We start from the raw sequence: 25,449 nt of genomic DNA, 5'->3' as shown, positions 1-25,449 counted from the left end.
CGGTTCAGTTCTTGCCGCTGTCCACGATGACCGGCGTGCCACCCGAGCCCGTACCGCACGGCACCGCGTACACCGGGTTGGCCTTCGCGGCTTCCTTGTAGGCCTCCAGGCACTGGTTGTACAGCACCTTGTCGCTCAGCGACCCCGCGAGGATCTTGTTCGCGCGGGCGATGCCCTCCGCGTCGATACGCCTGCGCTCCGCCTGCGCCTTGGCCGTACGCACGGCCTCGGTGGCCCGCTCGGTGGCCTGCTCCTGCTGGATCTTCTTGTCGATCTGCTCCTGCAGCTTCTCCGACGGCCGCACATTGCGCAGGTTGACGGAGGTGACGTCGATGCCGCGCGGCGCCAGTCGCTCCTTGACGAGACCGGCGATCTCCGAGCCGATCTGCTCGCGGGCGGACGCGTAACCCTCCTCGCTGGTGTGCTTCGCGAAGACGTTGCGGATGATCTCGCGGCTGTCCGGCAGCACCAGCCGCTCCTCGACGGCTTCCTCGCTGCCCGCCAGCCGGTACAGCGCGACCGCCTTGCCCGGCACCACGGCCCACTTGATGGTGACGTCCGCGTAGAGCACACCGCCCTGCGAGGAGCGGACCTCGACCACGTCCTTGTCGTTGAGGTCGAGGTCCACCGGGCGGGTGGAGAAGGGCGTGACGTCGGTGAACGGTGACGTGAAGTGGATGCCCGAGGTCAGCGGCTTGCCGACGGTGCCGAAGGTCACCGGCACGCCGACCTCGTAGGCGCTCACGACGTAGATGCAGGCGAAGGCGCCTGCCAGCAGGCCGGTCACGGCACTGAGCGCCGCCCCGAGCCTCCAGTGGCCCGCGGCGGTGCGGCCGCGGCCGACGAGAAAGAGCACTGCCGCGGTTATGAGCAGCAGGATGCACAGCACGAACACAGGTGTCCCCCTCCGAAAACGCTCCGCGCCGCCCAGGGCGCGGCCCCGGCGCATCGTAGCGACCTCCGGTGTCGGGCCGTACCCGACCGCGGCCCGGACGGGGCGAGATCGCGCGCTCCGCTCTCCCGCCGCTGCCGGCCGGGTTCGGAACCGTGGGCGTGGGCGTCCAGGGCAGATCCGCCGAAACCGCCACCCGCCACGGTGCGGCCACGTCGCGGCGCGCCGGTTGCGGCAAGGTCGTACGTCTCCGGCAGGCCGTGACGCCAATCCGCGGGCCGGTCGGCCTCGGATTACAGAGGATGTTCCGGCCTGTCACGCCTACGGGAGAGCCATTGTGAAGGAAGCCGTACATATCGGCAGACGCCCATCAGCTGGACCTGATCTGCAGAAACTGCTGCACCAGGTCGCGCTCGGCGACCAGGACGCCTTCGCCGCGGTCTACGACGCCGTGGCCGGCTCCGTCCTCGGCGTCGCGCGGGCCGTTCTGCGCGATCAGGCGCAGTCCGAGGAGGTGGCGCAGGAGGTGCTGGTGGAGGTGTGGCGGACCGCCCCGCGCTACCGGCCCGAGCGCGGCACGGCCATCAACTGGATCCTCACCCTCGCCCACCGGCGGGCCGTGGACCGGGTGCGGTCGGTGGAGGCCGCCGCGGCCCGTGACACCAAGGCCGCGCTGCTCGAGCAGCAGCCCGCGTACGACGAGGTGACCGAGCAGGTCGAGAGCCGGCTGGAGCGGGAGCAGGTGCGGCGCTGCCTGCGCACCCTGACCGAGCTGCAACGGCAGTCGGTCACTCTCGCCTACTACCGCGGACTGACCTACCGGGAGGTCGCCGAGGCGCTCACGCTGCCGCTCGGCACGGTGAAGACCCGGCTGCGCGACGGGCTGATCCGGCTCCGGGACTGCCTGGGGGTGACCGCATGACCACGACGGACCTGCATGCTCTGACAGGCGCCTACGCGGTGCACGCGCTGCCCGGCGACGAGCGTGCCGCCTTCGAGCGTCACCTGGCCGAGTGCGACGCCTGCGCGCAGGAGGTCGCGGAGTTCACGGCCACCGCCGGACGCCTGGCCCTGGCCGCCACGGTGCCGACGCGCCCCGCCATGCGGGAGCAGGTTCTCACCCGCATCACCACCGTGCGGCAGGTGTCGCCCGCAGTCGCGTCCCTGGAACGGGTACGCCGCGGCGCGCGGCCCGGACGCGGTCCGATCCGGTGGGCGCTGGCCGCCGGCGTGGCCGCCGCGACCGTGTTCGGCGGAACCGCCGTGTGGCAGTACGAGCGCGCCCAGGACGCCCGGCACGAGGCCGCCCAGGCGCGGCGGGCCGTCGGGGACCTGACCAGTGTGCTCACGGCACCCGACGCCAAGTCCCGCTCGGCACGCCTGGCGGGCGGCACCGGAACGCTGGTGGTCTCCGCCGAGCGGGACCGGGCCGTCTTCATGGCTTCGGACATGAACGAGCCACCGCGGGGCAAGGTCTACCAGCTGTGGTTCTCCGACGGCGGCGAGATGCGCTCGGCCGGCCTGATGGACCCCGGCCGCGGCAGCCAGGCGGTGCTCATGCGGGGTGCGGTGGACGGCGCCTCCGGAGTCGGCATCACGGTGGAGCCGGCCGGCGGATCGAAGCAGCCGACCTCGGCACCGGTCGCCCTGCTCGGCGTACCGACGTAGTGCCGGCGCGTGGGGACCGCCCGCCGACGGACTCCCACGCGCCTGTCGGCGCCGGTGCCGGTGCTGGTGTCGGCACCGGTGCTGACGCTGGCACCGGCGCGGTGGCCGAGCCGGTCGCCGGCCGGGCGGAGTACGGGTGACGTGGCGGGCACGGGCGAGGATGCGCGCGCCGACAGGTCCCTCCGGCCTGTCGGCCGGTCCCTTCGGCCTGTCGGCCGGTCCCTCCGGCCTGTCGGCCCGTCCCTCCGGCCTGTCGACCGGTCCCTCCGGCCTGTCGACCGGTCCCGTCGGCCCGTCCCTCCGGCCTGTCGGCCCGTCCCTCCGGCCTGTCGGCCCGTCCCTCCGGCCTGTCGGCCCGTCCCTCCGGCCTGTCGGCCGGTCCCGCCACTCCACCGCCGATGACAGCTGACCGGCGGCGGCAGCGGGCCTTCCGCGCCCGCCGCCGCCGGTCAGCTCGATGCCAGGCCGGACGGTCGTTCCACGACGTGCGCTCTTCCCGCCCTGGACGGACGGACGAAGAACGCGCAAGGGCCGGTCCGCAGGCGTTGTCGTCTGCGGACCGGCCCCGAGGAGAGGCATCCGCCGGGTCCTGCCGGTCGGGCGGTCGGCGGACGCCCCGGCACGAGGGGCGACGCCCCGGCACGAGGGGCGCGCAGGGCGGTCGCTCCCGTCGGGCCGACCGCCCGAGGCCCGCTTCCCCGGCCGGCCGGTGTGTCAGCTCCCGGGCATGAGGACACTGTCGATGATGTAGACGTTGGCGTTGGCGGTCTTGACGTTGCCGCAGACGACCTTCGCGGAGCCGTTCACGCTGTAGGACTCGCCCGACCCGGAGGTCGTCACCTTCGACTTCTCCAGCGTGTCGAAGGAGCCGTTCTCCAGGTCCTTCGGGGCCAGCTTCCGGCCGACGACGTGGTAGGTGAGGATCTTCGTCAGCTGGGCCTTGTCGTTGAGGACCTTGTCCAGGGTCGCCTTCGGGATCTTCTTGAAGGCGTCGTCGGTCGGCGCGAACACGGTGATGTCCTGGGCGTTGTTGAGGGTGTCGACCAGCCCGGCCTTCTTCACCGCCGAGACCAGCGTGGACAGCGCGGGGTTGTTGGACGCCGCGGTGGCCACCGGGTCCTTGGCCATGCCGTCGAAGGAACCCGCACCGTCTTCCGGCACCGCGGAGCAGGCCGGACCGAAGGGCTGGTCCATGCCGGTCGCCCCACTGCCCGAACCACCCATGTCCTCGCCGCTCTTGGAGGCCGAGCCGCTCTTGGAGGCCGAGGCCGAGGCCGACGCCTTGTCCGAGGAACCGGAGGAGTCGGACGTGCCCGAGTCACTGCTGCCGGAGCAGGCGGTCAGGGTCAGGGGGAGCACGGTCACGGCGGCGAGGAGGCCAGTGCTCAGGCGGAAACGGATGTTCATCATCTTCTCCTGTCGAACGGCGCAGCACGGTCCGGCTGCGTTCGGTGGAACGGAAAGGTGGTTCGGACGGCCACAAGGCGCTGTTCAGCGGCGATCACTCGACGGTCACGACCACGGAGTGCCATCCGCTGGCGCCGTCGGGAACGGTCCGGGTGCGTTTCTCCGTCTGCACGCTGCCGGTGCGGTCGGTGGCGCGCACGGTCAGGGTGTGACCGCCCTTGGTGGCCTGCCAGGAAAAGGACCACTGGCGCCAGGTGTCGCGGGAGTCCTCGGCGGCCAGGCGAGCCTCCTGCCAGGGCCCGTCGTCGACGCGGACCTCGACCCTGTCGATGCCGCGGTGCTGCGCCCAGGCGACGCCGGCCACCATCACCGTGCCGGACCTGGGCCGGGCGAACGGCCTGGGGGTGTCGATCCGTGACCCGGTCTTGACCGGGGCCCGGCGCGCCCAGCCCCGCTCGACCCAGTACGGGTCGTAGGCGTCGAAGGTGGTGAGCTCGATGTCCTCGATCCACTTGCAGGCGGAGACGTACCCGTACAGGCCGGGGACGACCATCCGGACGGGAAAGCCGTGCTCGAAGGGCAGCGGCTCGCCGTTCATGCCGAGGGCGAGCATCGCGTCGCGGCCGTCCATCACCTCCTCGAGCGGGCTGCCGATCGTCATACCGTCCACCGACCGGGCCACCAGCTGATCCGCCGGCCCGCCCCGGGAGGGCGGTTCGACACCGCATTCGGCGAGCAGGTCGGCCAGGCGTACGCCGATCCAGCGGGCGTTGCCCACGTACGGCCCGCCGACCTCGTTCGACACGCACGTCAAGGTGATGTCCCGTTCGATCAACTCCCTGCGCAGCAGGTCGTCGAACGAGTAGGTGACGGGCCGCCGCACTCCCTTGCCGTGGACCCGCAGCCGCCACCTCGTGGCATCCACCTTCGGGACCACGAGAGCGGTGTCCACCCGGTAGAAGTCCTCGTTCGCCGTGACGAAGGGACTGATTCCGGCGATCCGCAGCCCGGCCCTCCCGGGTACCGGTCGCGCCGGTGACCCGGGAACCGGCAGCACGAGCCGCTCGCGCGAGGCGACCGCGTTCTGCCCGCGCGCACCGTTCAGCGAACGGCCCGCCGCGCCCACCACGGCGGAAGCGGCGGCGGTGGATGCGGCCGCGAGGACGAACCCCCGACGATCCCAGGCCCGGAAGCCAGGACCGCTGTCCGTCGCCCGACCCGAGGCCCCGGGCTCCGGCGCAGCCGGCCGCCCCACCGCTGCCGACCGTCCCACCAGGACGTGCAGCAGAAGTGCCCCGGCAACGGCACCCACGACGGAGGGCAAGGCGTCGGTGACGCCGCCGGAGTCGGGCCGACCGACGGCGGCACCGGCCCCGACGACCCCGAAGAGAAGGACCCCGGCGGCTCCGACCCGCCTGAACCGCACCGCCAGCACACCCAGCGCCAGGGCCAGCACCGTCAGCACGGCGAGGATGCCCAACTGCAGCACGAACTTGTCGTCGGTGCCGAAGCGGCGGATCGCCCAGTCCTTCACCGGCGCGGGAGTGCGGTCGATGGCCGCGCCTCCGACCGCGACGACCGGACCGGCCTGCGGACGCACGGCCGCCGCCACCAGTTCGGCGACAGCCAGCGCGGCCACGCCGGCCAGAGCCCCGCTCAGCGCACCCAGCGCCAGGCGCAGCGGCCCCAGCCTCACCCGCGGTTCCTTCTCCTCATCCCTCACGCGGGGAATCCGTCTCCGCCACCCAAGCGGATTGGTCCCGCACCCGATCAGGCGAAAAGAAATTCCCGCACCAATCCAACCCGCCCTCCGCAACGGATTACCGGGCAGGTATGCGGCGGCCGGCCGAGCTGCACTCCCACGATCGAGGCACCGCGCAGCCCTCGTGCCAGGCGTTCGATGTCGGCTGCCGCACGCTGGCCTCCCTGTCCTGTGACCGTGAGGCAAAGGTGTTTGCGGGGTCACAGGGCGTATCGCCCCCATGCAAGGGGCGATACGCCCTGCCGCGCCGCTGGCTAACCCATGGTCTTGGCGCCGTCGAGGGACTCGCGGATGATGTCGGCGTGGCCGGCGTGCTGGGCGGTCTCGGTGATGATGTGCATCAGTACCCGGCGGGCCGACCACCGCCCGCCCGGCTCCGACCAGGGGGCTTTCGGCAGGGGTTGTGTGGCGTCCAGGTCGGGGAGGGTGGCGACCAGTTCGTCGGTTCGGCGGGCCACCTCGGCGTAGTCGGCGAGTACGCCGGTCAGCGTCTCGCCGGGCAGCATCCGGAACTCGTCGGCCCGTCGGGCCCAGTCGGCCTCGGTCATGGAGGTGAAGTCCGGCATCGCCGACGGGCCGTCCAGGATGAACCGCGCCCAGGCTCGCTCGACCACAGTGACATGTTTGATCAGGCCGCCCAGGCACAGCTGGCTGACGGTGGTCCGGCGCCCGGCCTGCTCATCGGTGAGGTCACGGGTGGTGAATCGCAAAAAGTGCCGGTGCTTGGCCAGGGCCTCCAGCAAGTCGGCGCGCTCGCCGGTGGCGGTGGGCTCATCGGCCGAGCCCTGGGTGGCCGGTTCGTTGACAGTCACGCTCTCGCTCATGGTCGCTCTGCCTTCCGTGCTTCGTGTATCGCCGGGCAAGGAGGACGCTAGAGGGCATGAAGGTCAGATCCTGACCTAAAAGGCCGGAGGGGTGCGGATGCTGAGGTTCGACCTGGTGCTTCACCTGTCGGGGTGGCGGGGGACCGCGAGGTGACTGACCAGGGCCCCGGCGTTCTCGCGAAATGTCCGGTCTGCGTCTCGCTGTCATGCGCGGGGAACTCGCCGCCGACAGCACCGGGGTGGCGAGTCACGTCAGTCTGCCGCCGGCCTGGCCTCCCTCCCGTCTCGGTGAAGGCGACCTTCCTACGGAGCTCTTGGTATCCGGCGCATCGAAGGACCACGGACATGAAGTGGTTCAGCTCGCCCGCGTTGTCCGGTGAGGACTTCGCGAAGTGTGTTTCCTCGGATCGCCGCCGACGCCTATCACTCGTCCGCCTCTCACCGTGCCGGCGAAAACGAGCGGGGCCGCCACCCCCTCCGGCCGGTGTGAGTGCCGGACGGAAGGAGGCGGCGGTCCCTGGCATCATGCGGTCAGTCGCCTTGACTCAGCCTGGGCTGTGGGGGACCGACCATGTCCGCGTACGGATTGGGCTCTCCCGTGTCCGGGCTGATGCCGAGCGCGAGGAGGCGTTGGGCCTCCCGGACGTGCACGAAGCGCCGTACGCCGTCGTCATCCGCCCTCATGGGGTCGATCTCACCGCGGAAGAGACGCACGAGGTACTCGAGCATTCCGCAGCCGTGGACGCTCCAGGAGAGACCACCTCGACTCCACACGGCCACCGGCCAGCGCCGGGGATCCTGCTCGTCGATCACCCAGCACAGCAGGTCGGCACGCGCGTTCACGCCCCAGGCGATGACCGGCGGTGTGGCCGGCGAGCCGTAACCGGCCGGGGGCTTCTCCAGCCACATCCGCCGCGCCTCGGCCGTCTCCTCCGCCATGTCACCGGAGGGAACAGGGCCCTCGGCCGGGCCGGGGACGAGGAAGGCGAGGAACGCGTCGGTCTCACCGTCACCGTATGTGGCCACGAACTCCTTGTAGGCCTGGGGAAACGTGACTCCCCAGACGTGCTCGACCTTCTGTCAGTCGACCGAGTCTCCCGCACCGTCGTGTGGCGGCATGAGATCCCGCAGCTGGGCGATCAACGGTTGCTCGTCCATGAATTCTCCTCAAGTCAGGAGCGTGGGTCAGTAAACAACTCCGGGAATGCCGCGCCTCGTGGTGAAGTGCGGCTGCCGAGCGCTGCTCCTGAAAAGGCGTGGCTGCCGGGCGGTTGTGATGCGAAAATCAGTCCGCAACTTGATCCACATCCGCGTCCCGGAGGTCCGCATGGACGTCGCCTCGCTGCTGCCGTTGACCACGGCCCGGTTGTCGCTGCGTCTGTTCACTCCCGGCGACGCCGACGACCTGTACGCCTACCAGAGTCTGCCGAGCGTGGCGCGCTACTTGTACCGGCCGGCGCACACTCGTGAGCGCAGCGAGCAGGTTGCCGCAGAGCGCGCCGCGCAGACGGCCTGGCGCGCCGACGGGGACAAGCTGGCGCTCGCCGTCTGCCGACGCGATGAGCCCGGCGTCCTTGGCGAGGTGAGCCTCGCCCTGGCCGATGCCCGCGCCGCCCAGGCCGAGATCGGCTGGACTCTCGACCCAGGTCACCAAGGGCACGGCTACGCGACCGAGGCGGCCGCGGCGCTGGCTGGGTTTGCCTTCGACACGCTGGGCGTGCACCGGCTCTACGCACGGCTGGATGTGGAGAACACCGGGTCTGTGCGGGTCTGTGAGCGCCTCGGGATGCGCCGGGAGGCGCACCTGGTCGAGAACGACCTCGACGGGGATCGCTGGGGCAGCGAGTACATCTACGCGGCGCTGTCCGCGGATCTTGGCAGTCGATCAGGCGATTGAGCCCGCCGCCGGATACGACGCTGTGACGCCCGGCTTCGTCCGTGCGACCACCCCGTGTCTGCCGGCCAATACGTGACCCGGTCGATCCTTCCCGGCCGTATGCAGCCCGTAGCGGCTCCTCGGTGACTGGCGACCGGCTCGGTCCGCCGACGCGTGACGCCCGCGAGGTCGCCAGCACGCGCACACGCCGCGGGGGACGGCGGACATGCTGACGAGCGGCCGCTCCGGGTGTCACCGCCGCGTACGAGCCAGTGGTTCCCGGCGAGCGGGCCCGCGGAACTCACGGGGCGGAGGACGTGGTCTGCGTCGGCGCCCGTGAGTTGCCGTCCGTCGGCGCCGGGGGTGAGAACGCGAACAGGGCCACCAACGCGGCGACCACCGTCCCCCAGACGCAGATCGCACCCACGAGATCGCGTGCATGCGGGCCGCCGCCCGTCGCGGCCTGGTCCCTGAGGCGGTACACGGCCACCGCCGCCGCCGTCGCGACCAGCAGGATCAGGACTGCTGTGCCGTCCATGTGCAGTGTCATTGCCGGGCCTTCCGAGGATCGGGGCCTGCCCGCCGGTGTCCGGTGAGGATCCCGGGCGGGCAGGCGCGACCGATGTGCTGCGTCGCGGCGTCGGAGCGTGGGACGTAAGGGGCCGGACAGCCGTCGTGCAGGCATCCTGACACGCCGTTTTCACGGTCCGGGGCTTCCCAACTGCCGTCATTTGCCCGTGAGTTCAGGAGTGCCTGACGTATGAGGTCAGAGTAGGGGATTCTCCCGGGGCCCCGTCATGAGCCGTATGTGTACAACCGCGCGGGTCGCACTTTGACGTTCTGCATAAGTCGGTCGGCGCGGGTGACCAGTGCGTCAGGTTCCGGTTCGGCGCGGTGCAGCGTGTCCCAACCCGATGTCCGCCCCGCCCCCGGCCGCCGCGCCACGCGGTGCTGGGGCTCGGCGCCGCCCAGGTGCCTCGCGCCCCGTTCAGCGTGTACTGACGAGTGGGTGGGCACGTACCTGTGAGCACCATCCGTGTTGAGACCTCCGCCGCGACCTTCACGCGGGTGGCGGCTGACGGAGGATTGCGGGTGGTCCGGTGCACGACTCGCGGCACGGTTGCGCCACGCCGCTGACGGCGGCCGACGTCGCGCCACGGGTCATCATGGAGATCCTGGGGCACAGCCAGATCAGCATCACGATGGGCATGTACACGCACGTCGTGCACGACACCCCGCGGGGGCGATCGGCCACATGGACCGGCTGCTCAAGAGCCGTCTGCCCGCCGTCTGAGAGGCGACTGCCGTCAACCACTGCCGTCAAAGGCCCACCACCCACGGATTTCCGTAGGTGGTGGGCCTTTTGCCTGGTGCCCCCGGCAGGATTCGAACCTGCGACACCCGCTTTAGGAGAGCGGTGCTCTATCCCCTGAGCTACGAAGGCGGACGTGGCCGTGAAGGTCACAGGCGTAGCGTACCGGATTCGGTGTGGGCGATGGGGGTCAGGAGGGTGGGACGCGGGTGAAGCGGCCTGCCACCGACAGGTCGTCCTCGATGCGGTCCGCCGTGCGGCGCAGTTCGGGGAGGATGTCCCGGACGCATTCCTCCACCGTGCGCCGGGCCGCGTGCGTCGCGACGTTCACGGCGGCCACCGCGTGGCCCGTACGGTCGCGGATCGGGACCGCGATCGAGCGCAGGCCCTCCTCCAGTTCTTCGTCGGTCAGGGCGTAGCCCTGGGTTCGGATCCGGGGCAGGAGGCGGGTCAGGGTCTGCGGGTCGGTGACCGTGCGGGGAGTCAGCGGTTGCGGGGTGCCGAGGGCGTGGGGCGGCGGTGGCGCGTCCGCCAGCATCACGCGTCCCAGTGATGTCGCGTACGCCGGCAGCCGGGTGCCCACCGTGATGTTCACGCTCATCACGCGGGTCGTGGCCACCCGGGCCGTGTACTGGATCTCCGGGCCGGACCCCGAGTCCGTCAGTACCGCCAGGGACGCCGACTCGTGGACGCGTGCCGACAGCTCCGCCAGGTGCGGGGTCGCGAGCTCGGGGAGGGTCGTGCGGGAGAGCGGGGGGAAGCCCAGGGAGAGGACCCGGGGCGTCGGGGTGAAGGTGCGCGGATCGTCGCCCGGCGTCACCAGGCCGAGGTGTTCGTAGGTGATCAGGGCCCGGCGGGCCGTCGCCCGCGCCAGGCCCGTCGCGTTCGCCACGTCCGTCAGGGTCAGCGCGGAGCGGCCCTCGCCGAACGCCGTCAGGACCGTAAGGCCCCGCGCCAGCGACTCCACGAACTCGCGGCCCAGTCGCTGCTTCGACGCGCCCGTCCAGGCCGCCAGGCCCGAGGGCTCGGGCGCGGGCTCGGGCTCGGGCGGGGGCGCGGTGCGCAGGTCGTCCTCCATCCGCGACACCGTCGCGCGCAGGCGCTCCAGCAGCGTGTCCCGCAGGTCCGCCGCCGTGTGCCGGCTGGTGTGGCTCACCACGTTCGCCACGCAGGCGATCCGGCCGGTGCGGGGATCTCGTACGGGTACGGAGACGGCGACAGACCGGGTTCGATCAACTGGTCGTCCAGCGCCCAGCCGCGCGCCGCCGCCTGCGCCGTGCGGTGCTCGAAGTCGGCGTCGGCCGAGGGGTGTTCGCGCGGGGGTACGGCCGGGAAGGCGTGGTCGTGCGGGTCCGCCGCGCGGCGCGCGCCACCTCTGCCAATCAGCCTCCGTCCACTCGGTCGCGAACAGCGTTGCCGGCGCGGTGCGTTCGGCCGGCAGCAGGTCGCCGATGCGGAAGCTCAGCGACATCGCGCGGCGGCGGGTGGCCTGGTGGATGAAGCGGATGCCGTCGCGGTCCGCGACCGCCAGCGACACCGACTCGTCCAGTTCGTCGGCCAGCGCGTCGGCGTGCCCGCCCAGCAGCGCGGGCAGGCGCAGGGCGGCCAGGTAGGCGTTGCCCAGTTCCATCAGGCGGGGGCCAGCACCGCGTCACGGCCGTCCAGGCGGACGTAGCCCATGCGGCCCAGGGTCATGGTGATGCGGTCGACCGTGGAGCGGGCCAGGCCGGTGGCCCGCTCCAGGCCGCTCGGACTCAGCGTGCCGCCCGCCTCCGTCAGCCGCTGCAGCACGCCGATTCCCCGGATCAGCGGCGTGACCGCCTCGGCCGGTGGGAACGGCTCGGTCGGGGCGGGGGAGGCGTCGGCGGGGCGGGCGGCGTTCATCGCGGTATCGGGGGCGGGAGCCGGGACGGGAGCGAGGGCGGACGCGAGGACGGGGGCGGCGGGGGCGGGGGCGGGAGCGGGGGCACCGGGTTTCGGTTTCTGGTACGTCGGTTCGGCACGCCTACCGTAATGCGCGCGTCCGTCAGCGCTGGGCCGGGGCGATCGAAGGGGCGGCGCCTCGCCCTGCCCGGTCGTTCATCCCCGGGTCACCGCCACCCGGTAGTCCCCCGCTCCGTCCCGGCTCGTCACCGTGATCCGGATGTCGGCGTCCGGGGCGCGGAACTCCTCGCCGGGAGTGAAGGGGGCGTCGGAGAGTTCCGCGTGGACGTTCGGGGCGTGGGCGCAGCCGCCGCTGTCGGGCTGGGCGTCGTAGACCGTGACCGGGCCCATGCCGGTGTCCACGCCGGCGTCGACCCGGTAGATGAGCACGCCCGGCCGGCACACGGCCTCGTCGTTGCCCTCGCGGGTGCGTACTTCGACGGCGTAGCCGCGGCGGCTGTCGATGGGCACGAAGATCAGCTTCGGGCCGCCGGTGCGGGCGAGCGGGGTCAGCGTGTACCGCACGGTGCCGTGCGTCGCCGCGCAGGTCACCTGGCCGGGGTCCAGCCAGCCCAGCTTCCACTTGTGCCAGCCGAGCGTGTCGTTGTTGGCCCCCCAGTCCTCGCTCATGATGTCCCAGTGCCCGACGGCGCCCCCGCCCTCCTGGGTGTAGAGGTCGGGCAGACCGAAGACGTGGCCGTTCTCGTGCGGCAGCACGCGGTACCCGGTGCGCCCGTAGGAACCGGAGCCGTCGTCCTGGCGGGAGTAGACGAAGGAGGCGTTGGCCACGGGGACGCCGTCGGCGATGGGGGCCTCCTTGTTGCCGGCGAAGGTCACCGACAGGACGGTGTCCAGGGCGGACGGGCCGGCGTTCGGGGTGATCAGCACGTTGAGGAAGTCGTAGGCGCGGAAGTCGACCTGCGGATCGGCCGCGGTGACGATGTCCTGGACCAGTTCGCGGTAACCGGGGTCGAAGGGGGCGCCGCGTTCTATGCCGTACGACCGGAAGGGCTTCGGCATGCGCAGCCAGCGCGGGACGGGCGCCTCCGGGCGGTAGACGAGCCGCCCGTAGGAGGCGGTGCGGAACCACTCCTGGGTCTGGGGGAAGAACTCGCGGAAGCGGTCGAGGGCGTCCCCCTTCCCGTGCGCGTCGGGGAAGTCGATCATCAGGTTCAGGGCCCGTACGGTGCCGGTCGAGCGCGAGTAGCCGCTGACGGTCGGCACGCCCTCCGACATCTGGACGGAGCGGCCGCCGCTGATCAGGCAGGGGCTGAGCGCGGAGCCGCGGGCCAGGGAGACCGGGCCGGCCCCGGCCGTGGTGGAGCGGGACGTGAGGTCGCCCGTGCCGGCCGAGGTGGCGACCGTCAGGGTCAGCGCGGTCACGGCCGTGAAGGCGGCCGCACGGCGCGGGCGTATCCGACGGCGGAGCGGAGCCTGGGGGCGGGGGCGCTCATGCTGCATGCACGGGTCCTTCGTCCACGGCAGCCGACGGTGACGGACTGCTCCTTTCTGATCACCCTGTGTCGGGTGATGTGCGCACGCGCGCTGAAAGGGGCCGATCGTGCGTTTTTGTGTGACTCAGGTCACATGCAATCTCCCTCCGGGTGGGAAATAACCGGGGATCGTTTCCCCGTTTAGACCTGTGTCCGACCGAAACGGGGACTCGGTCCCCGGATCGCCGCAGTACCGCACTACCGCATTGGCTGCAGTTCTCGTAGAAGTCGTGGAACTCGCAGTACCTGTAGTCACCCGATCGAGCTGAGGAGTCCGCCGTGCAGGCCATGACGACCGCGACCCGCGTGCAGCGGAAGGTGAGCCGGCCGCGTGCCGACGCCCTGCGCAACCGCGAGCGGATCGTCGCCGCCGCCCGGGAGATGTTCACCGAGTACGGCCCGGACGTGCCGCTGGACGAGATCGCCCGCCGGGCCGGCGTCGGCAACGCCACGGTCTACCGCAATTTCCCCGACCGCGACGCGCTGGTCCGTGAGGTCGTCTGTTCCGTGCTGGACCGGACGTCCGAGGCGGGCGAGCAGGCGCTGGCGGAGACCGGGGACGCCTTCGAGGCGCTGGAGCGCTTCGTGCACGCCGCTGCCGACGAACGGATCAGCGCGCTGTGCCCGATGGTGGCCGCGGCCTTCGACGAGAACCATCCCGATCTGGAAGCGGCGCGCCGGCGCTGCGAGCAGATCATCGCGAGTGTGATGGAGCGGGCCAGGAAGGCCGGCCAACTCCGCCCCGACGTCGGCGTCGGTGACCTGATGGTCGCCGTGGCCCAGCTCAGCCGGCCGCCGGCCGGGACCGACTGTCTCAGCGTCGACCGCTTCGTCCACCGTCATCTGCAGTTGTTCCTGGACGGACTGCGGGCCCCGGCCCGTTCTGTCCTGCCGGGGGCGGCGGCCACCATGGAGGATCTGCGCCGGCCCTGACCGATGAGTTCAGCACTGAACGCACCGAACGCACCGAACGCACCGAACGCACCGAAGCACCAAGCGCCTGAGCGTTAGCCACCGGACCGCGAAACGCCTCGTCGGCCGTCGCCGTGGATGAGCCGCAGACGAGTCGTGGACGAGTCGTTCCCTCACTACGCCCTCGCGACGTCCTCAGAGTTCCTCCGTTACGACACCTGTACCGCCGTCCCGTTCTTACGTCCGCCCGAAGTCCCGAAGTCCCGAAGTCCCGAAGTTCCGAAGTGGGTACCTCCATGTCTGAAACAGCCCGGAGCGCTCCCAGCGCTCTCCAGAAGGCCCCTGATTCCAACCGCTGGAAGGCGCTCGTCTTCATCGCGCTCGCCCAGCTGATGGTCGTCCTCGACGCGACCATCGTGAACATCGCACTGCCGTCCGCGCAGCAGGACCTGGGCATATCCGACGGCAACCGCCAGTGGGTCGTCACCGCCTACGCGCTCGCCTTCGGCGGTCTGCTGCTCTTCGGCGGCCGGATCGCCGACCTGTGGGGCCGCAAGCGGGCCTTCGTCATCGGCCTGACCGGCTTCGCCGGCGCCTCCGCGCTCGGCGGTGCCGCCACCACCGGCGCGATGATGTTCGGCGCCCGCGCGCTGCAGGGTGTGTTCGGCGCGATGCTCGCGCCCGCCGCGCTGTCCCTGCTCGCCGTGATGTTCACGGACGCCAAGGAGCGCGCCAAGGCGTTCGGCATCTACGGTGCGATCGCCGGTGGCGGCGGCGCCGTCGGCTTCATCCTCGGCGGTGTGCTCACCGAGTACCTGGACTGGCGCTGGACGTTCTTCGTCAACATCCCGTTCGCCATCGTCGCCGCGCTCGGCGCGTACTTCGTCATCCGTGAGCCGGAGGGCGGCCGCAACCGCAACCCGCTCGACATCCCCGGTGTCCTGCTGTCCACCCTCGGCCTGGTCTCGCTGGTCTACGGCTTCACCCGGGCCGAGTCCGACGGCTGGGGCGACTCCCTGACGGTCGGCCTGTTCACCGCCTCCGCGCTGCTCCTGCTGGCCTTCGCCGTGACCGAGTCCAAGGTCAAGGCCCCGCTGCTGCCCCTGCGGGTGGTGACCGACCGTAACCGCGGCGGCATCTACCTCTCGCTCGGCATCGCCATCATCGCGATGTTCGGCACGTTCCTCTTCCTGACCTACTACCTGCAGGTCATCAAGGACTTCTCGCCGATCCAGACGGGCTTCGCCTTCCTGCCGATGGTCGCGGGCATGATGATCGGCTCCACCCAGATCGGCACCCGCCTGATGACCCGGGTCCCGGCCCGGACGCTGATGGGCCCCGGCTTCCTGGTCGCCGCGACCGGCATGCTCCTGATGACGCAGCTGGAGATCGGCTCGTCGTACGTCTCGACGATTCTTCCGGCGATGCTGCTGCTCGGCCTCGGCATGGGTACGGCGTTCATGCCGGCCATGTCCCTGGCCACCCTGGGCGTCGAACCGCGGGACGCCGGTGTCGCCTCCGCGATGGTCAACACCTCGCAGCAGGTGGGCGGCGCGATCGGCACGGCCCTGCTGAACACGATCGCCGCGTCCGCGACGACCGCGTACATCAAGGACCACATCGCGACCGCGACCTCCAAGCAGCAGGCGCAGCTGGTCCAGATGCAGGGCGCGGTGCACGGCTACACCAACGCCATCTGGTTCGCCGTCGGCATGCTGGTGCTCGCCGCGGTGATCGTGGTGACCTTCGTGAACGCCGGCCGTCCCGGTGCCACCACCGTGTCCGGGGCCGCGGAGGGCGTCGAGGACGAGGTGGCCGTCCCGGTGGTCGTCCACTGACGGTGACCGTCGGTCGTACCCCCTTCGGTACCACTCGGTTCCACTCGGCACTGATCGGCACTGATCGGTACCGATCGGTGCCACTCGGTACTACCCGTGCGGAACGAGGAAGGGACGCCTCGTGCGCACGGGCCCCGGGACCTGCCCGGCTGCCCGCCGGATGAACGGCTCAGCGCAGCCAGGGCAGGTCCGCGCCCGCTTCGTCGGGCTGGAGTCCCTCGGCGACGATCTGCATGATCTCGCCGAGGGACTTCTGCTGTTCCGGGGTGAGCCGCTCGAACACCGCCTGCCGTACGGCCGTTACGTGGCCCGGCGCGGTGCGCCGGAGCACGTGGTACCCCTCGTCCGTCAGCACCGCGAACTGGCCCCGCTTGTCGGAGGGGCAGTCCTCGCGCCGTACCCAGCCGTTCTTCTCCAGGCGGGCGACCGCGTGGGACAGGCGGGAACGGGTGATCTTGGCCTGCATGGCCAGCTCCGTCATCCGCAGCCGGCCGTCCGGGGACTCGGCGAGGCCGACGAGGAGGCCGTAGTAGATGTGCGGCATGCCCGCGTCCCGCTGGAGCTGGCGGTCGAGGTGGTCCTCCAGGAGCGTGGTGGCGTGCAGGTAGGAGCGCCAGATGCGCTGCTCCTCGTCGGTGAGCCAACGGGGCTCGCGGGGCTCGCGGGCCTCACGAGGCTCACGAGGTTCGCGGGGCTCAGGTGCCTCGGGGGGGCGACGGGGCCCGGTGGTCTCGTCGGCGGGTGCGGAAGCGTTCATGTGCTCCACTGTACGAGGAATCTCCTTGAATCTTAAACAAATCGGGCGTAGGGTGGCCGCAAGACATTGAGAGTTAAAGTAAAAGCAGGGAGTCGCCGCCATGTCCGCCGCCACCCAGGAGCGCATGCCGGAGCGCATGCCCGCCCTCTACCTCAGTCACGGCGCCCCGCCGCTCGCGGACGACCCCGTCTGGCCCGGCGAACTCGCCGCCTGGTCCGCCTCCCTGCCGCGCCCCAAGGCGATCCTCATGGTCTCCGCCCACTGGGAGGAGGCCCCGCTCGCAGTCGGCGCCACCGAGACGGTCCCGCTCGTCTACGACTTCTGGGGCTTCCCCGAGCACTACTACCGGGTCCGGTACGAGGCTCCCGGCGCCCCCGAACTCGCCGCGTCCGTCCGTGCGTTGCTGCGCGCGCCCGGCATGCCCGTGCAGGACGTGCCGGACCGCGGCCTCGACCACGGCGCCTATGTGCCGCTCGTCGAGATGTTCCCGGCCGCCGACATCCCGGTCCTCCAGGTCTCCATGCCGACCCTGGATCCGGTGAAGCTCATGGAGATCGGCCGCAGGCTGGCCCCGCTGCGCGACGAGGGCGTGCTGATCGTCGGCTCCGGCTTCTTCACCCACAACCTGGCCGCCCTGCGGCACCTCGGCGCGGGAGTGCCCGCCTGGTCGGCCGAGTTCGACGACTGGGGCCACCGCATGCTGGAGACGGGTGACGTGGACGCGCTGCTCGACTTCCTGCGCAAGTCCCCGGCCGGGCGCCTCGCCCACCCGCGCACCGAGCACTTCGCCCCGCTGTTCGTGACGATGGGTGCCGCCGACGCGGCCGGCGAGCTGGACGCGCAGAAGTCGGTGATCGAGGGGTTCTGGATGGGGCTGGCCAAGCGGTCGGTGCAGTTCGGCTGACCCCCGGGCGGCCGCGGCGCCTGCCAGGCCGACGGTCGGGGTTCCTGCCCGGCCGACGGTCGGGGTGCCTGCCCGGCCGACGGCTGTGGTTCCTTCTGCGGCTACGCCCGGCCGACGGCGGTAGGGGGCCCCTTCCGGTCTGCCCGGCCGGCGGCCGCAGGTCCTTCTACAGCTCCTTCTCGTACCAGGCGACGTCCCAGTAGCGGCCGAACTTGCGGCCCACTTCCCGGTAGGTGCCGAGGTGGCGGAACCCGAAGCGTTCGTGCAGCCGGGTGGACGCCTCGTTGGGCTGGGCGATGCCGGCGTAGGCGCGGTGCAGGTCCTCGCCCGCCAGGGCCTCGAAGAGGGCCCGGTACAGCAGCGTGCCTGTGCCCCTGCGGCCCGCGTGCGGCGCCACGTAGACCGTCGTCTCGACGGAGGTCCCGTACGCGGGTTTGGCGCGGAAGGGGCCGGACGTGGCGTAGCCCAGAATCTCCTGTGTGTCCGGGTCCGCGGCAACCATCAGGCGGTGCGGTCCGTCTTCGGGGTGGGAGAGCAGCCAGGGGCGTCGCTCCGAAGGGGTGAAGGTGGCGGTGTCGAATGTGATGGGCGTCTCACGCACATAGTGGTTGTAGATCTCGGTGAGGGCCCTGAGGTCCCTCTCGGCACCCGGCCTGACCTGCACCTCTGCATGTTCTGACGGCACTGCGTCTCCTCCCGGAGCGGCACAGGGTACTGCATGATCAGAAAAATCGGAGGGCGGGTTGGGAATTCTGTCCGGATTCCAGTCGTTGTGCCCATCAGATGCCGGGCACCCGAGGAAAGTGTCGAGACGTACTCGAAGGCGAGTACCGGGCATCCGAAGAAACACCCGCCAGCCCTCCCCACTCTCGACTTCGATCGAGCGGGGGACCCGCAACGCAAAGGGAGCACGCATGGCAACCCGTGCCGTCGCCCGTCGTCAGTCCGCCTCCGGTGGGACCGTCGACAAGGCCAGCAGTGTTCGCGCACACGGCGGCGAGATCGCGGACCGCGACCTGGTCGGCATGTACCTCGACGAGATCGCGCGCACGCCGCTGCTCGACGCCGCCAAGGAAGTCGAGTTGTCCCAGATCATCGAGGCGGGTGTCTTCGCACAGCAGGTGCTCGACGGATACGAGGAGTCCAAGGCCGACGCGACCCGCGAGGAGCTGGCGGCCCTGGTCGCCCAGGGCGAGCGCGCCAAGGACATCTTCATCCGCTCCAACCTCCGCCTGGTCGTGGCCGTGGCCCGCCGCTACCCGCGCAGCGGCCTGCCCCTGCTCGACCTGATCCAGGAGGGCAACGCCGGTCTGGTGCGCGCGGTGGAGAAGTTCGACTACCGCAAGGGCTTCAAGTTCTCGACGTACGCGACGTGGTGGATCCGCCAGGCCATCACCCGTTCGATAGCCGACCAGTCCCGCACCATCCGCCTGCCCGTCCACCTCGTGGAGGAACTGGGCCGCATCCGCCGCGTGCAGCGCGAGTTCAACCGGGAGCACGGCCGGGACCCGGAGCCCGCCGAGATCGCCGCCGAGCTCGGCTCCAACCCGGAGCGAGTCATCGACGTCCTCGACTGGGCCCGCGACCCGGTGTCGCTGAACATGTCGGTGGACGACGAGGGCGAGACCCAGTTCGGCGACCTGCTCGAGGACACCTCGGCGGTCTCCCCGGAGCAGTCGGTCCTCACCCTGCTGCGCAGCGAGGAACTCGACCACCTCATCGGCCGCCTGGACCCGCGCACGGCCTCCATCATCAAGATGCGGTACGGCATCGAGGACGGCCGCGAGCGCACGCTGACGGAGGTCGGCAAGGAGCACGGTCTGACGCGCGAGCGCATCCGCCAGATCGAGAAGCACGCCCTGCTGGAGCTGAAGAAGCTGGCCCGCGACACCGGCTTCGAAGCGGTCGCCTGACGGCGGCCCGGCCGGTCGCCCTCGGCGGCCCGGCGGTGGCGTGACGGCCCAGCGGTGGGCCAGCGGTGGGTCAGCGGTTCAGCGGTGGTCTGGCGGGCGCCCGGCGGCGGGCTGTGGTCGGCCGGCGGATCGGGCCGATCGCGGCCGGCCTGTCGTCGGTGCGATGCCGGTGTGCGGCCGGTGTGAGGTCGGCGCGATGCGGGCGCGGTTCCGGTAGTCCGGCGCGGCTACGAAGCTCGGTGTCCCGGACGGTGTCCCGGACGGCGTGCGGCAGGCCGTGCCGCGTACGCCGGGTGGCGAAAGACCGCGCAAACAATGGCCACAGGACGCTGCTTCAAGCGGCTGGGCCCTGGGAAAAAGACTTCAGGGCACAAGAGTTCGGGCCCTCCGGGCCCGCGAACCAGGGTCGGCGGGACACACCCTCCACCCCCACGGACCACACCCGGTCCCGACGCAACCCCCCGGCGCCGGGACTCTCCCCGAGCCGGGCTTCGGCGCCCTTCCCCCCAGGGCGCCGGGGCCCGGCTCCTCTTTCGCCCTGCGCTCGGAACGGCGGGTCACCCCGGACCTGAACCCCGGGGTGGCCCGCCGGACGGCAGATTTTTCCATACGAGCACGGATCGCCGGTGCGGCCGGTGTGACCGGTGTGACCGAGGTGGCCGGGGCGACCGGAGTGACCATGGCGGCCGGAGTGACCGGGGTGGCCGGGGTGACCGGGCGGCCTACCCCGTCTCCCGGTCCGGCTCGGGAGCGCCCCCGCGTCCGGCCCGCGTCAGGCGCGCGCCCATCTCCCGCACGGCGGCGACCAGTTCCTCCGGCTCCCGGACCGTGAAGTCGAACCCCAGGATGGCGAGCCGGGCCGCCAGCCACTCGACCGAGTCGCCGACCGTGGCCCGCAGGCGGCAGCCGGCGGCGCCGAGGGGCTCCGGAATCCCCAGCCAGGACGGCACGCGCGCCGCGACGGCCTCGACGGGCGCGGCGAACGTGACCTCGAACTCGTAGCCGTACGACTCGTGCCGTCGCTGCATCGACTGCCGCAGGTACTCCGCCGCGCTCCCCGTCGGCAACTCCCGCGGAGCGAACCGCGCACCGGTCGCGAACGGCCGGCTCACCCGGTCGACGCGGAACGTGCGCCAGTCGGCGCGGTCGAGGTCGTAGGCGACGAGATACCAGCGCCGTCCCGTCGACACCAGCCGGTGCGGCTCGGTGACGCGCCGCGACTCGGTGCCGTCCTTGGCCCGGTAGGCGAACCGCAGCCGCTCCCGTCCCGCCACCGCGGACGCTATGGCGGTGAGCGTCTCCGAGGCGATGCTCGGCCCGTCCCCGCTGGTCAACGGCGTCGTCGCGGACTGGAGGGCGGCGACGCGGGGACGCAGGCGGGAGGGCAGCACCTGGTCCAGCTTCGCCAGGGCCCGTACGGACGCCTCCTCGACGCCCTCGACCGCGTGCCCCGCGCCGGCCCTGAGGCCGACCGCGATCGCCACCGCCTCCTCGTCGTCGAGCAGCAGCGGCGGCATGGCCTTGCCCGCGACCAGCCGGTAGCCGCCGTCGGCCCCCTTGGTGGCCCGCACCGGGTAGCCCAGCTCGCGCAACCGGTCGATGTCGCGCCGGACCGTGCGCCGGGAGACGCCGAGCCGGTCGGCGAGCTCGCCGCCGGGCCATTCACGAGGTGTCTGGAGGAGCGACAGGAGCTGTAGGAGCCGGGCCGGGGTGTCCGTCGTCATGCGTTCGAGGATGCCGGAGAAGTAGGACATGACCTGACCTATTGCCGCCCTAGCTTCCAGCACATGACCTCAACCGAATCCCGTGGGGACACGTCCGACACCGCCGCGGAGTCACCAGCGGACCGACGCCGCTGGTTCGCGCTCGCCATCGTGATGACGGCGGCCTTCATGGACCTCGTCGACGTCACGATCGTCAACATCGCGATCCCGTCGATCCGGCAGGAGTCCGGCGCTTCCTTCAGCCAGATCCAGTGGATCACCGCCGGCTACGCGCTGGCCTTCGCGGCGGGCCTGATCACGGGCGGCCGGCTCGGCGACATCCACGGCCGCAAGCGGCTGTTCCTCGTCGGCATCGGCGGCTTCACGCTCGCGTCGGCCCTGTGCGGTTTCGCCGCGAGCCCGGAGATGCTGGTCGCCTCCCGGATCCTGCAGGGCGGCATGGCGGCGATGATGGTCCCGCAGGTCCTGTCGATCGTGCACGCCACCTTCCCGGCGCACGAACGCGGCAAGGTCTTCGGCATGTTCGGTGCCGTCGTCGGGCTGGGCGCGGTCTCCGGTCCGCTGCTGGGCGCGCTGCTGACCGAGTGGAACCTGTTCGGTCTGGAATGGCGGCCGATCTTCCTGATCAACCTGCCCGTGGGCATCGCGGGACTGTTCCTCGGCGGCCGTTTCATCACCGAGTCGAAGGCGCCGCGGGCGCTGAAGCTGGACCTGGTGGGCGTCGCGCTGGCGACGCTCGCGCTGCTGATGCTGCTCTACCCGCTCACCCGCGGCCTCGAACTGGGCTGGCCGCTGTGGGGACACGTGTCGATGGCCGGCTCGGTCGCCGTCTTCGCGGCGCTGGTGGCGTACGAGCGGCGGAAGGCGGCGCGGGACGGTTCCCCGTTGGTCGAACTGTCGCTGTTCAAGGTCAAGAGCTTCGCTGCCGGGATCGCGGTGCAGACCGTGTTCGGGACCGGGCTCGGTGTCTTCTTCCTGGTGTGGACCCTGTACATGCAGACCGGCCTGGGCTGGAGCCCGCTGCGGGCGGGGCTGACGGGCGTGCCCTTCTCGATCGCGGTGTCCGTTGCGGCCGGGCTGTCCGTGCAGAAGCTCGCTCCGCGCTTCGGGCGCAAGGTGCTGCAGGCGGGCGCGCTGGCGATGGGGGCGGGCGTGCTGCTCTACATCTGGGAGTCCGGCCGCTACGGCCTCGGCATCACCCCCTGGCAGATGGCGCCGCCCCTCGTCGTCATGGGCGCCGGCATGGGCCTGATCATCGCCCCGCTGACGGACGCGAACCTGTCCGAGGTGCCGCGCGAGCACGCCGGTTCGGCGTCCGGGCTCATCAACACCGTGCGGCAGATGGGCAACGCGCTGGGGCTCGGGCTGGTGTCGGTGGTCTTCTTCGGCGAGATCCCCGACCGGCTGAGCCGTCAGGCCGTGGGCCCGGCCTTCGTGGACGCCTTCCGGCACGCGATGGGGTGGGTGGCCGCGGTGATGGCCGTGATCTTCCTGCTGATGTTCGCCCTGCCCAAGCGTGCGTCGGCCGCGTCAGCCGGGGGTGCGGAAGCCGCGTCGGCCGGGGGTGCGTCGGCCGGGGGTGCGGGGGCCGCGTCCGCCGGAGGTACGTCCGCAGAGGGCGCGTCCGCCGGGGGCGTTACGGGCACGTCGGGCGCGGCGGCCAGGGAAGCGGAGGGCGTGAGCCCGGAGGCGGACCGCGTGGAGGCGGTGGGTGCGGAGGCGGCGGGTGTGGAGGCGGCGGGTGCGGCAGCGCTGACACCCCGGGGATCCCGGTGATCCGCGGCCTCCCGGCCACCGCAACTGACTGCGGTGGCCGGGAGCCGCGGGGGTGTCGGCGGTGGCACGGCGTCGCGGCGCGAGCGAGGAACCCGTTCGACCTGCGCAGGCTCGGCGGCCGGCGCTTTTTGCTATACGGTGACGCCATGTCATCGACGGAACACGCCACCTCCGGTGAAGTGACGCAGTCCGAGGCGCCGCGATCCTGGCTGCCGGCCCTGTCAGGACTGTCGCTCGCGGAGATCGCGGCCCTCGACGACGCCGTCCTGCGCCCGTCGGTCGAACGGCTGCGCCGGCGTGTCGACCGTCCGCTGTCCACGATCGCCGGCAGCGACGGCAGCTAGCCCGTCCGGCCGACCTGCCGGAACCGCGGCGCCCGCCACGCTCGACCGCCGACCTGCCGTCGAGGATCCGGGTTCCGCGTCCGTGCCCTCTTTCCGGCGTGCGTCCCGGCCTTCCGGCCTGCGCCCTGGCCTTCCGGCCTGCGCCCTGGCCTTCCGGTTTGCGTTTCGGCGCACGCCATCGCAAGCCCCCGTCGCCCGGAGCCGGCCCGCCCCGCCGGACAGGCCCCGGGACCGACGCCCCGATCCGGCGCGGCGTGCACCCCACGTCACGGCCCCTGTGAACGAGGAAACGTCGTGCCCATCCGCCTTCACCACCTCTCGGACCCCGTCCTGCGGTCGCTCAGTTCCGTCACCGAGGACGAGGAGTCCGTCGCCTTTCTGCTGGAGGCGGAGGTGAGCCGACGGCTCCTGCTGCTGCGGGCGCTCCTGGACGCCGCGACCGAGACCCCGCACTGCGACACCGGCGCCGTGCGGGGGCACTGGCAACTGCTGGAGGCCGCCGAACGCGCGGCTCCCGCGGCCTTCCGCACCGTGCTGCTCGACCCCCAGGTGGGTGTGTGGTCGGCGGCCTTGGTGCGCAGGCTGGCCCGGCCGGATCCACGGGCGACGCCGGACGAGGCGCCGCTGGGCGTGGAGTTCGGCTTCCTCGCACAGCTGGCGGCGGTCGTGCACGTCGCCGCGGGCGCCGACTTCGACGTGCGCGTGCCCGTACGGCAGGGGCGGGTCTTCCTCCCCGGGCTCGGCCGGGCGAGCGTCGGCGGCGATCCCTGGGGCACCGCCCGGGTGTGGGCGCAGGACGGGGTGGTGCGCGCAGCGGCGGGCGGGGTGACCGTCACGCTGCCCGTCGACCCGGAGAGGGACGGCCCCGGATGGGAGGGCCAGCGCCGGCTGCGCGCGGAGCACGCCGGGACGACCCTGGACCTGGTGCTGGACGACCTGGGACCGTACCCGCCGGTGCCTGCGCTGCCCGCGGCCGGCCGGCTCTCTCCCGCTCGCCATGCGGCCTGGCAGCGCTGGTTCGAGCGCATGTGGCCGGTCATGGTGGAGGACCGTCCCGCGGGCGCCCGCGCGCTGGCCGCTGGGCTGCGCTCCATCGTTCCGCTCCCGCGCGGGGAGCGGCTGCGGGCCCGGGCGGCGTCCTCGAGCGACGCCTTCGGGTGCGTGCTGCTGTCCGAGCCCGACGAGGACACGGAGGTCCTTCCCGCCCAGGTCGGCGTCGCCGTCCTGCACGAGTTCCGGCACACCCTCCTGAACGGCGTCATCTTCCTCACGCCGCTCTTCGAAGAGTGCGACGACCTCTTCCACGCCCCGTGGCGCGACGACCCGCGCCCGCTCGGAGGCCTGGTGCACGGCGCGTACGCCTTCTCGGGGGTCGTGCACTACTGGCGCACACGCGGCCCGGAGGGGCTCGCGGGATTCGAGTTCGCGCTGTGGCGCAGCGCCGTGCGCGAGGTCATCGGGACGCTGTGCGGGCACCCGGCGCTCACCGCGCCGGGGCGCGCGCTGATCGACGCGCTGGACGAGCAGACCGCGGGCTGGCAGGCGGAGCCGGTGGGGGCGCGCGAGCAGCGTCTCGCGTCGCTCGCGGCAGCGCACCACCGTGCGGCCTGGCGCGCACACCACATGCACCCGCCCACGGCGTACGCCGCGCACTTGGCGCGCGCCTGGCGCGCCGAGGAGCGCGCCTCGGAGCGCCCGGACGACACCGCGCGCCCCGAGGCCGCGCTGCGCGCCGACCCGCACGCCTGCCGGCTCGACACCTTCACGCTGCTGGCACGCCTGCGCCTCATCGCGCCCGCGGAGTTCCGCGCCCTGCGCGCCGCGGACGACCCGGCGAGCAGCGTCCCCGGTGCCCTCCCCGCCGACCTGGCACTGGTGGACGGCGACGCCGTGACCGCCGCGAAGCTGTACGGCGAGGAACTGCGCGGCCCCGACGCACGGCCCGCGGCCTGGGCGGGGCTCGGCCTGGCGCTGAGCGAGTGCGGCGAGCCGGCGGCGGGGACCGCGCTGACCGACCACCCGGAACTGGCCGTGGCGGTCAGCCGTGCGCTGTCCGTCCCGCCGGACCCGCTCGCGCTGGCCCGCTGGCTGGCCAGTTGGCCGGCCCGCCGGCCGGCCGGCTGA

20 protein-coding genes, 1 tRNA gene and 2 pseudogenes are annotated in these 25,449 nt (G+C 72.0%); 11 read left to right on the top strand and 12 right to left on the bottom strand.

The window, feature by feature from the left end; genetic code table 11:
* Positions 1 to 4 precede the first annotated feature (4 nt).
* The gene (locus VKA29_RS01665; protein ID WP_324783293.1) at positions 5 to 895 is read right to left on the bottom strand and encodes a prohibitin family protein; all 891 of its coding nucleotides are present in this window, start codon (positions 893 to 895) and stop codon (positions 5 to 7) included.
* Positions 896 to 1,229: 334 nt separating this feature from the next.
* On the opposite strand from VKA29_RS01665, the gene VKA29_RS01660 reads away from it, so the two are divergent.
* Both VKA29_RS01660 and VKA29_RS01655 read left to right on the top strand, forming a co-directional pair.
* Entirely contained in the window at positions 1,230 to 1,814 is a 585-nt protein-coding gene (locus VKA29_RS01660) for a sigma-70 family RNA polymerase sigma factor (RefSeq protein WP_324783292.1), read from the top strand.
* Positions 1,811 to 2,560, top strand: coding sequence for an anti-sigma factor (locus tag VKA29_RS01655; RefSeq protein ID WP_324783291.1), 750 nt, complete (start codon positions 1,811 to 1,813; stop codon positions 2,558 to 2,560). The genes VKA29_RS01660 and VKA29_RS01655 overlap by 4 nt, the downstream gene beginning before the upstream one ends.
* 714 nt (positions 2,561 to 3,274) lie before the next feature.
* Here the strand turns inward: VKA29_RS01655 and VKA29_RS01650 are convergent.
* The 4 genes from VKA29_RS01650 to VKA29_RS01635 form a co-directional block, all read right to left on the bottom strand.
* Entirely contained in the window at positions 3,275 to 3,967 is a 693-nt protein-coding gene (locus tag VKA29_RS01650; RefSeq protein ID WP_324783290.1) for a fasciclin domain-containing protein, read from the bottom strand.
* Between the two features lie 94 nt (positions 3,968 to 4,061).
* Positions 4,062 to 5,690 (bottom strand): sulfite oxidase, encoded by a 1,629-nt coding sequence (locus VKA29_RS01645; protein WP_324783289.1) that lies wholly within the window; start codon positions 5,688 to 5,690, stop codon positions 4,062 to 4,064.
* Between the two features lie 293 nt (positions 5,691 to 5,983).
* Positions 5,984 to 6,553 carry a DinB family protein gene (locus VKA29_RS01640; RefSeq protein ID WP_324783288.1) on the bottom strand — a complete coding sequence of 190 codons (570 nt, stop codon included), beginning with the start codon at positions 6,551 to 6,553 and terminating at the stop codon, positions 5,984 to 5,986.
* Between the two features lie 531 nt (positions 6,554 to 7,084).
* The gene (locus VKA29_RS01635; RefSeq protein ID WP_324783287.1) at positions 7,085 to 7,579 is read right to left on the bottom strand and encodes an SMI1/KNR4 family protein; all 495 of its coding nucleotides are present in this window, start codon (positions 7,577 to 7,579) and stop codon (positions 7,085 to 7,087) included.
* A gap of 301 nt (positions 7,580 to 7,880) precedes the next feature.
* Between VKA29_RS01635 and VKA29_RS01630 the strand changes: the two genes are divergently transcribed.
* Positions 7,881 to 8,450: a GNAT family N-acetyltransferase gene (locus VKA29_RS01630; protein WP_324783286.1), complete on the top strand. Its 570-nt coding sequence runs from the start codon at positions 7,881 to 7,883 to the stop codon at positions 8,448 to 8,450.
* 280 nt (positions 8,451 to 8,730) lie between these two features.
* Here the strand turns inward: VKA29_RS01630 and VKA29_RS01625 are convergent, their stop codons facing one another.
* Positions 8,731 to 8,967, bottom strand: a complete 237-nt coding sequence (locus tag VKA29_RS01625) for a hypothetical protein (RefSeq protein ID WP_324783285.1) — start codon at positions 8,965 to 8,967, stop codon at positions 8,731 to 8,733.
* A gap of 518 nt (positions 8,968 to 9,485) precedes the next feature.
* Here VKA29_RS01625 and VKA29_RS01620 point away from each other — a divergent pair.
* Positions 9,486 to 9,723, top strand: a pseudogene (locus VKA29_RS01620) (tyrosine-type recombinase/integrase); the annotation flags it as partial.
* A 74-nt stretch (positions 9,724 to 9,797) separates the two neighbouring features.
* Here the strand turns inward: VKA29_RS01620 and VKA29_RS01615 are convergent.
* The 3 genes and pseudogenes from VKA29_RS01615 to VKA29_RS01605 all read right to left on the bottom strand — a co-directional run bounded on the left by VKA29_RS01615 (position 9,798) and on the right by VKA29_RS01605 (position 13,125).
* Positions 9,798 to 9,873 (bottom strand) — tRNA-Arg (locus VKA29_RS01615).
* 58 nt (positions 9,874 to 9,931) lie between these two features.
* Positions 9,932 to 11,625, bottom strand: a pseudogene (locus tag VKA29_RS01610) (IclR family transcriptional regulator domain-containing protein).
* Positions 11,626 to 11,820: 195 nt separating this feature from the next.
* A complete protein-coding gene (locus VKA29_RS01605) occupies positions 11,821 to 13,125 on the bottom strand; it encodes a M6 family metalloprotease domain-containing protein (RefSeq protein ID WP_324783284.1) in 1,305 nt (434 codons plus the stop codon).
* 320 nt (positions 13,126 to 13,445) lie between these two features.
* Between VKA29_RS01605 and VKA29_RS01600 the strand changes: the two genes are divergently transcribed.
* Positions 13,446 to 14,090, top strand: a complete 645-nt coding sequence (locus VKA29_RS01600; protein WP_324783568.1) for a helix-turn-helix domain-containing protein — start codon at positions 13,446 to 13,448, stop codon at positions 14,088 to 14,090.
* A gap of 275 nt (positions 14,091 to 14,365) precedes the next feature.
* Positions 14,366 to 15,907 (top strand): MFS transporter, encoded by a 1,542-nt coding sequence (locus tag VKA29_RS01595; protein WP_324783283.1) that lies wholly within the window; start codon positions 14,366 to 14,368, stop codon positions 15,905 to 15,907.
* Positions 15,908 to 16,076: 169 nt separating this feature from the next.
* Here the strand turns inward: VKA29_RS01595 and VKA29_RS01590 are convergent, their stop codons facing one another.
* Positions 16,077 to 16,664, bottom strand: a complete 588-nt coding sequence (locus VKA29_RS01590; protein ID WP_324783282.1) for a MarR family winged helix-turn-helix transcriptional regulator — start codon at positions 16,662 to 16,664, stop codon at positions 16,077 to 16,079.
* A 100-nt stretch (positions 16,665 to 16,764) separates the two neighbouring features.
* Here VKA29_RS01590 and VKA29_RS01585 point away from each other — a divergent pair, with 100 nt between their 5' ends.
* Positions 16,765 to 17,568 (top strand): class III extradiol ring-cleavage dioxygenase, encoded by an 804-nt coding sequence (locus tag VKA29_RS01585; protein WP_324783281.1) that lies wholly within the window; start codon positions 16,765 to 16,767, stop codon positions 17,566 to 17,568.
* Positions 17,569 to 17,734: 166 nt separating this feature from the next.
* Here VKA29_RS01585 and VKA29_RS01580 read toward each other — a convergent pair whose 3' ends face one another.
* A complete protein-coding gene (locus tag VKA29_RS01580; RefSeq protein ID WP_324783280.1) occupies positions 17,735 to 18,253 on the bottom strand; it encodes a GNAT family N-acetyltransferase in 519 nt (172 codons plus the stop codon).
* A 229-nt stretch (positions 18,254 to 18,482) separates the two neighbouring features.
* On the opposite strand from VKA29_RS01580, the gene VKA29_RS01575 reads away from it, so the two are divergent.
* Positions 18,483 to 19,481, top strand: coding sequence for a sigma-70 family RNA polymerase sigma factor (locus VKA29_RS01575; RefSeq protein ID WP_324783279.1), 999 nt, complete (start codon positions 18,483 to 18,485; stop codon positions 19,479 to 19,481).
* 722 nt (positions 19,482 to 20,203) lie between these two features.
* Here VKA29_RS01575 and VKA29_RS01570 read toward each other — a convergent pair.
* A complete protein-coding gene (locus VKA29_RS01570) occupies positions 20,204 to 21,205 on the bottom strand; it encodes a YafY family protein (protein ID WP_324783567.1) in 1,002 nt (333 codons plus the stop codon).
* A gap of 63 nt (positions 21,206 to 21,268) precedes the next feature.
* Here VKA29_RS01570 and VKA29_RS01565 point away from each other — a divergent pair, with 63 nt between their 5' ends.
* The 3 genes from VKA29_RS01565 to VKA29_RS01555 all read left to right on the top strand — a co-directional run bounded on the left by VKA29_RS01565 (position 21,269) and on the right by VKA29_RS01555 (position 25,449).
* A complete protein-coding gene (locus VKA29_RS01565) occupies positions 21,269 to 22,981 on the top strand; it encodes an MFS transporter (protein WP_324783278.1) in 1,713 nt (570 codons plus the stop codon).
* A gap of 146 nt (positions 22,982 to 23,127) precedes the next feature.
* On the top strand, positions 23,128 to 23,325 hold the full coding sequence (locus tag VKA29_RS01560; RefSeq protein ID WP_324783277.1) for a hypothetical protein: 198 nt from the start codon (positions 23,128 to 23,130) through the stop codon (positions 23,323 to 23,325).
* A gap of 294 nt (positions 23,326 to 23,619) precedes the next feature.
* Positions 23,620 to 25,449 carry an aKG-HExxH-type peptide beta-hydroxylase gene (locus tag VKA29_RS01555; protein WP_324783276.1) on the top strand — a complete coding sequence of 610 codons (1,830 nt, stop codon included), beginning with the start codon at positions 23,620 to 23,622 and terminating at the stop codon, positions 25,447 to 25,449.

This window comes from Streptomyces sp. H51, assembly GCF_035656535.1.
Classification (GTDB): domain Bacteria; phylum Actinomycetota; class Actinomycetes; order Streptomycetales; family Streptomycetaceae; genus Streptomyces.
This window is presented reverse-complemented; position numbering and strand designations above follow the sequence as displayed.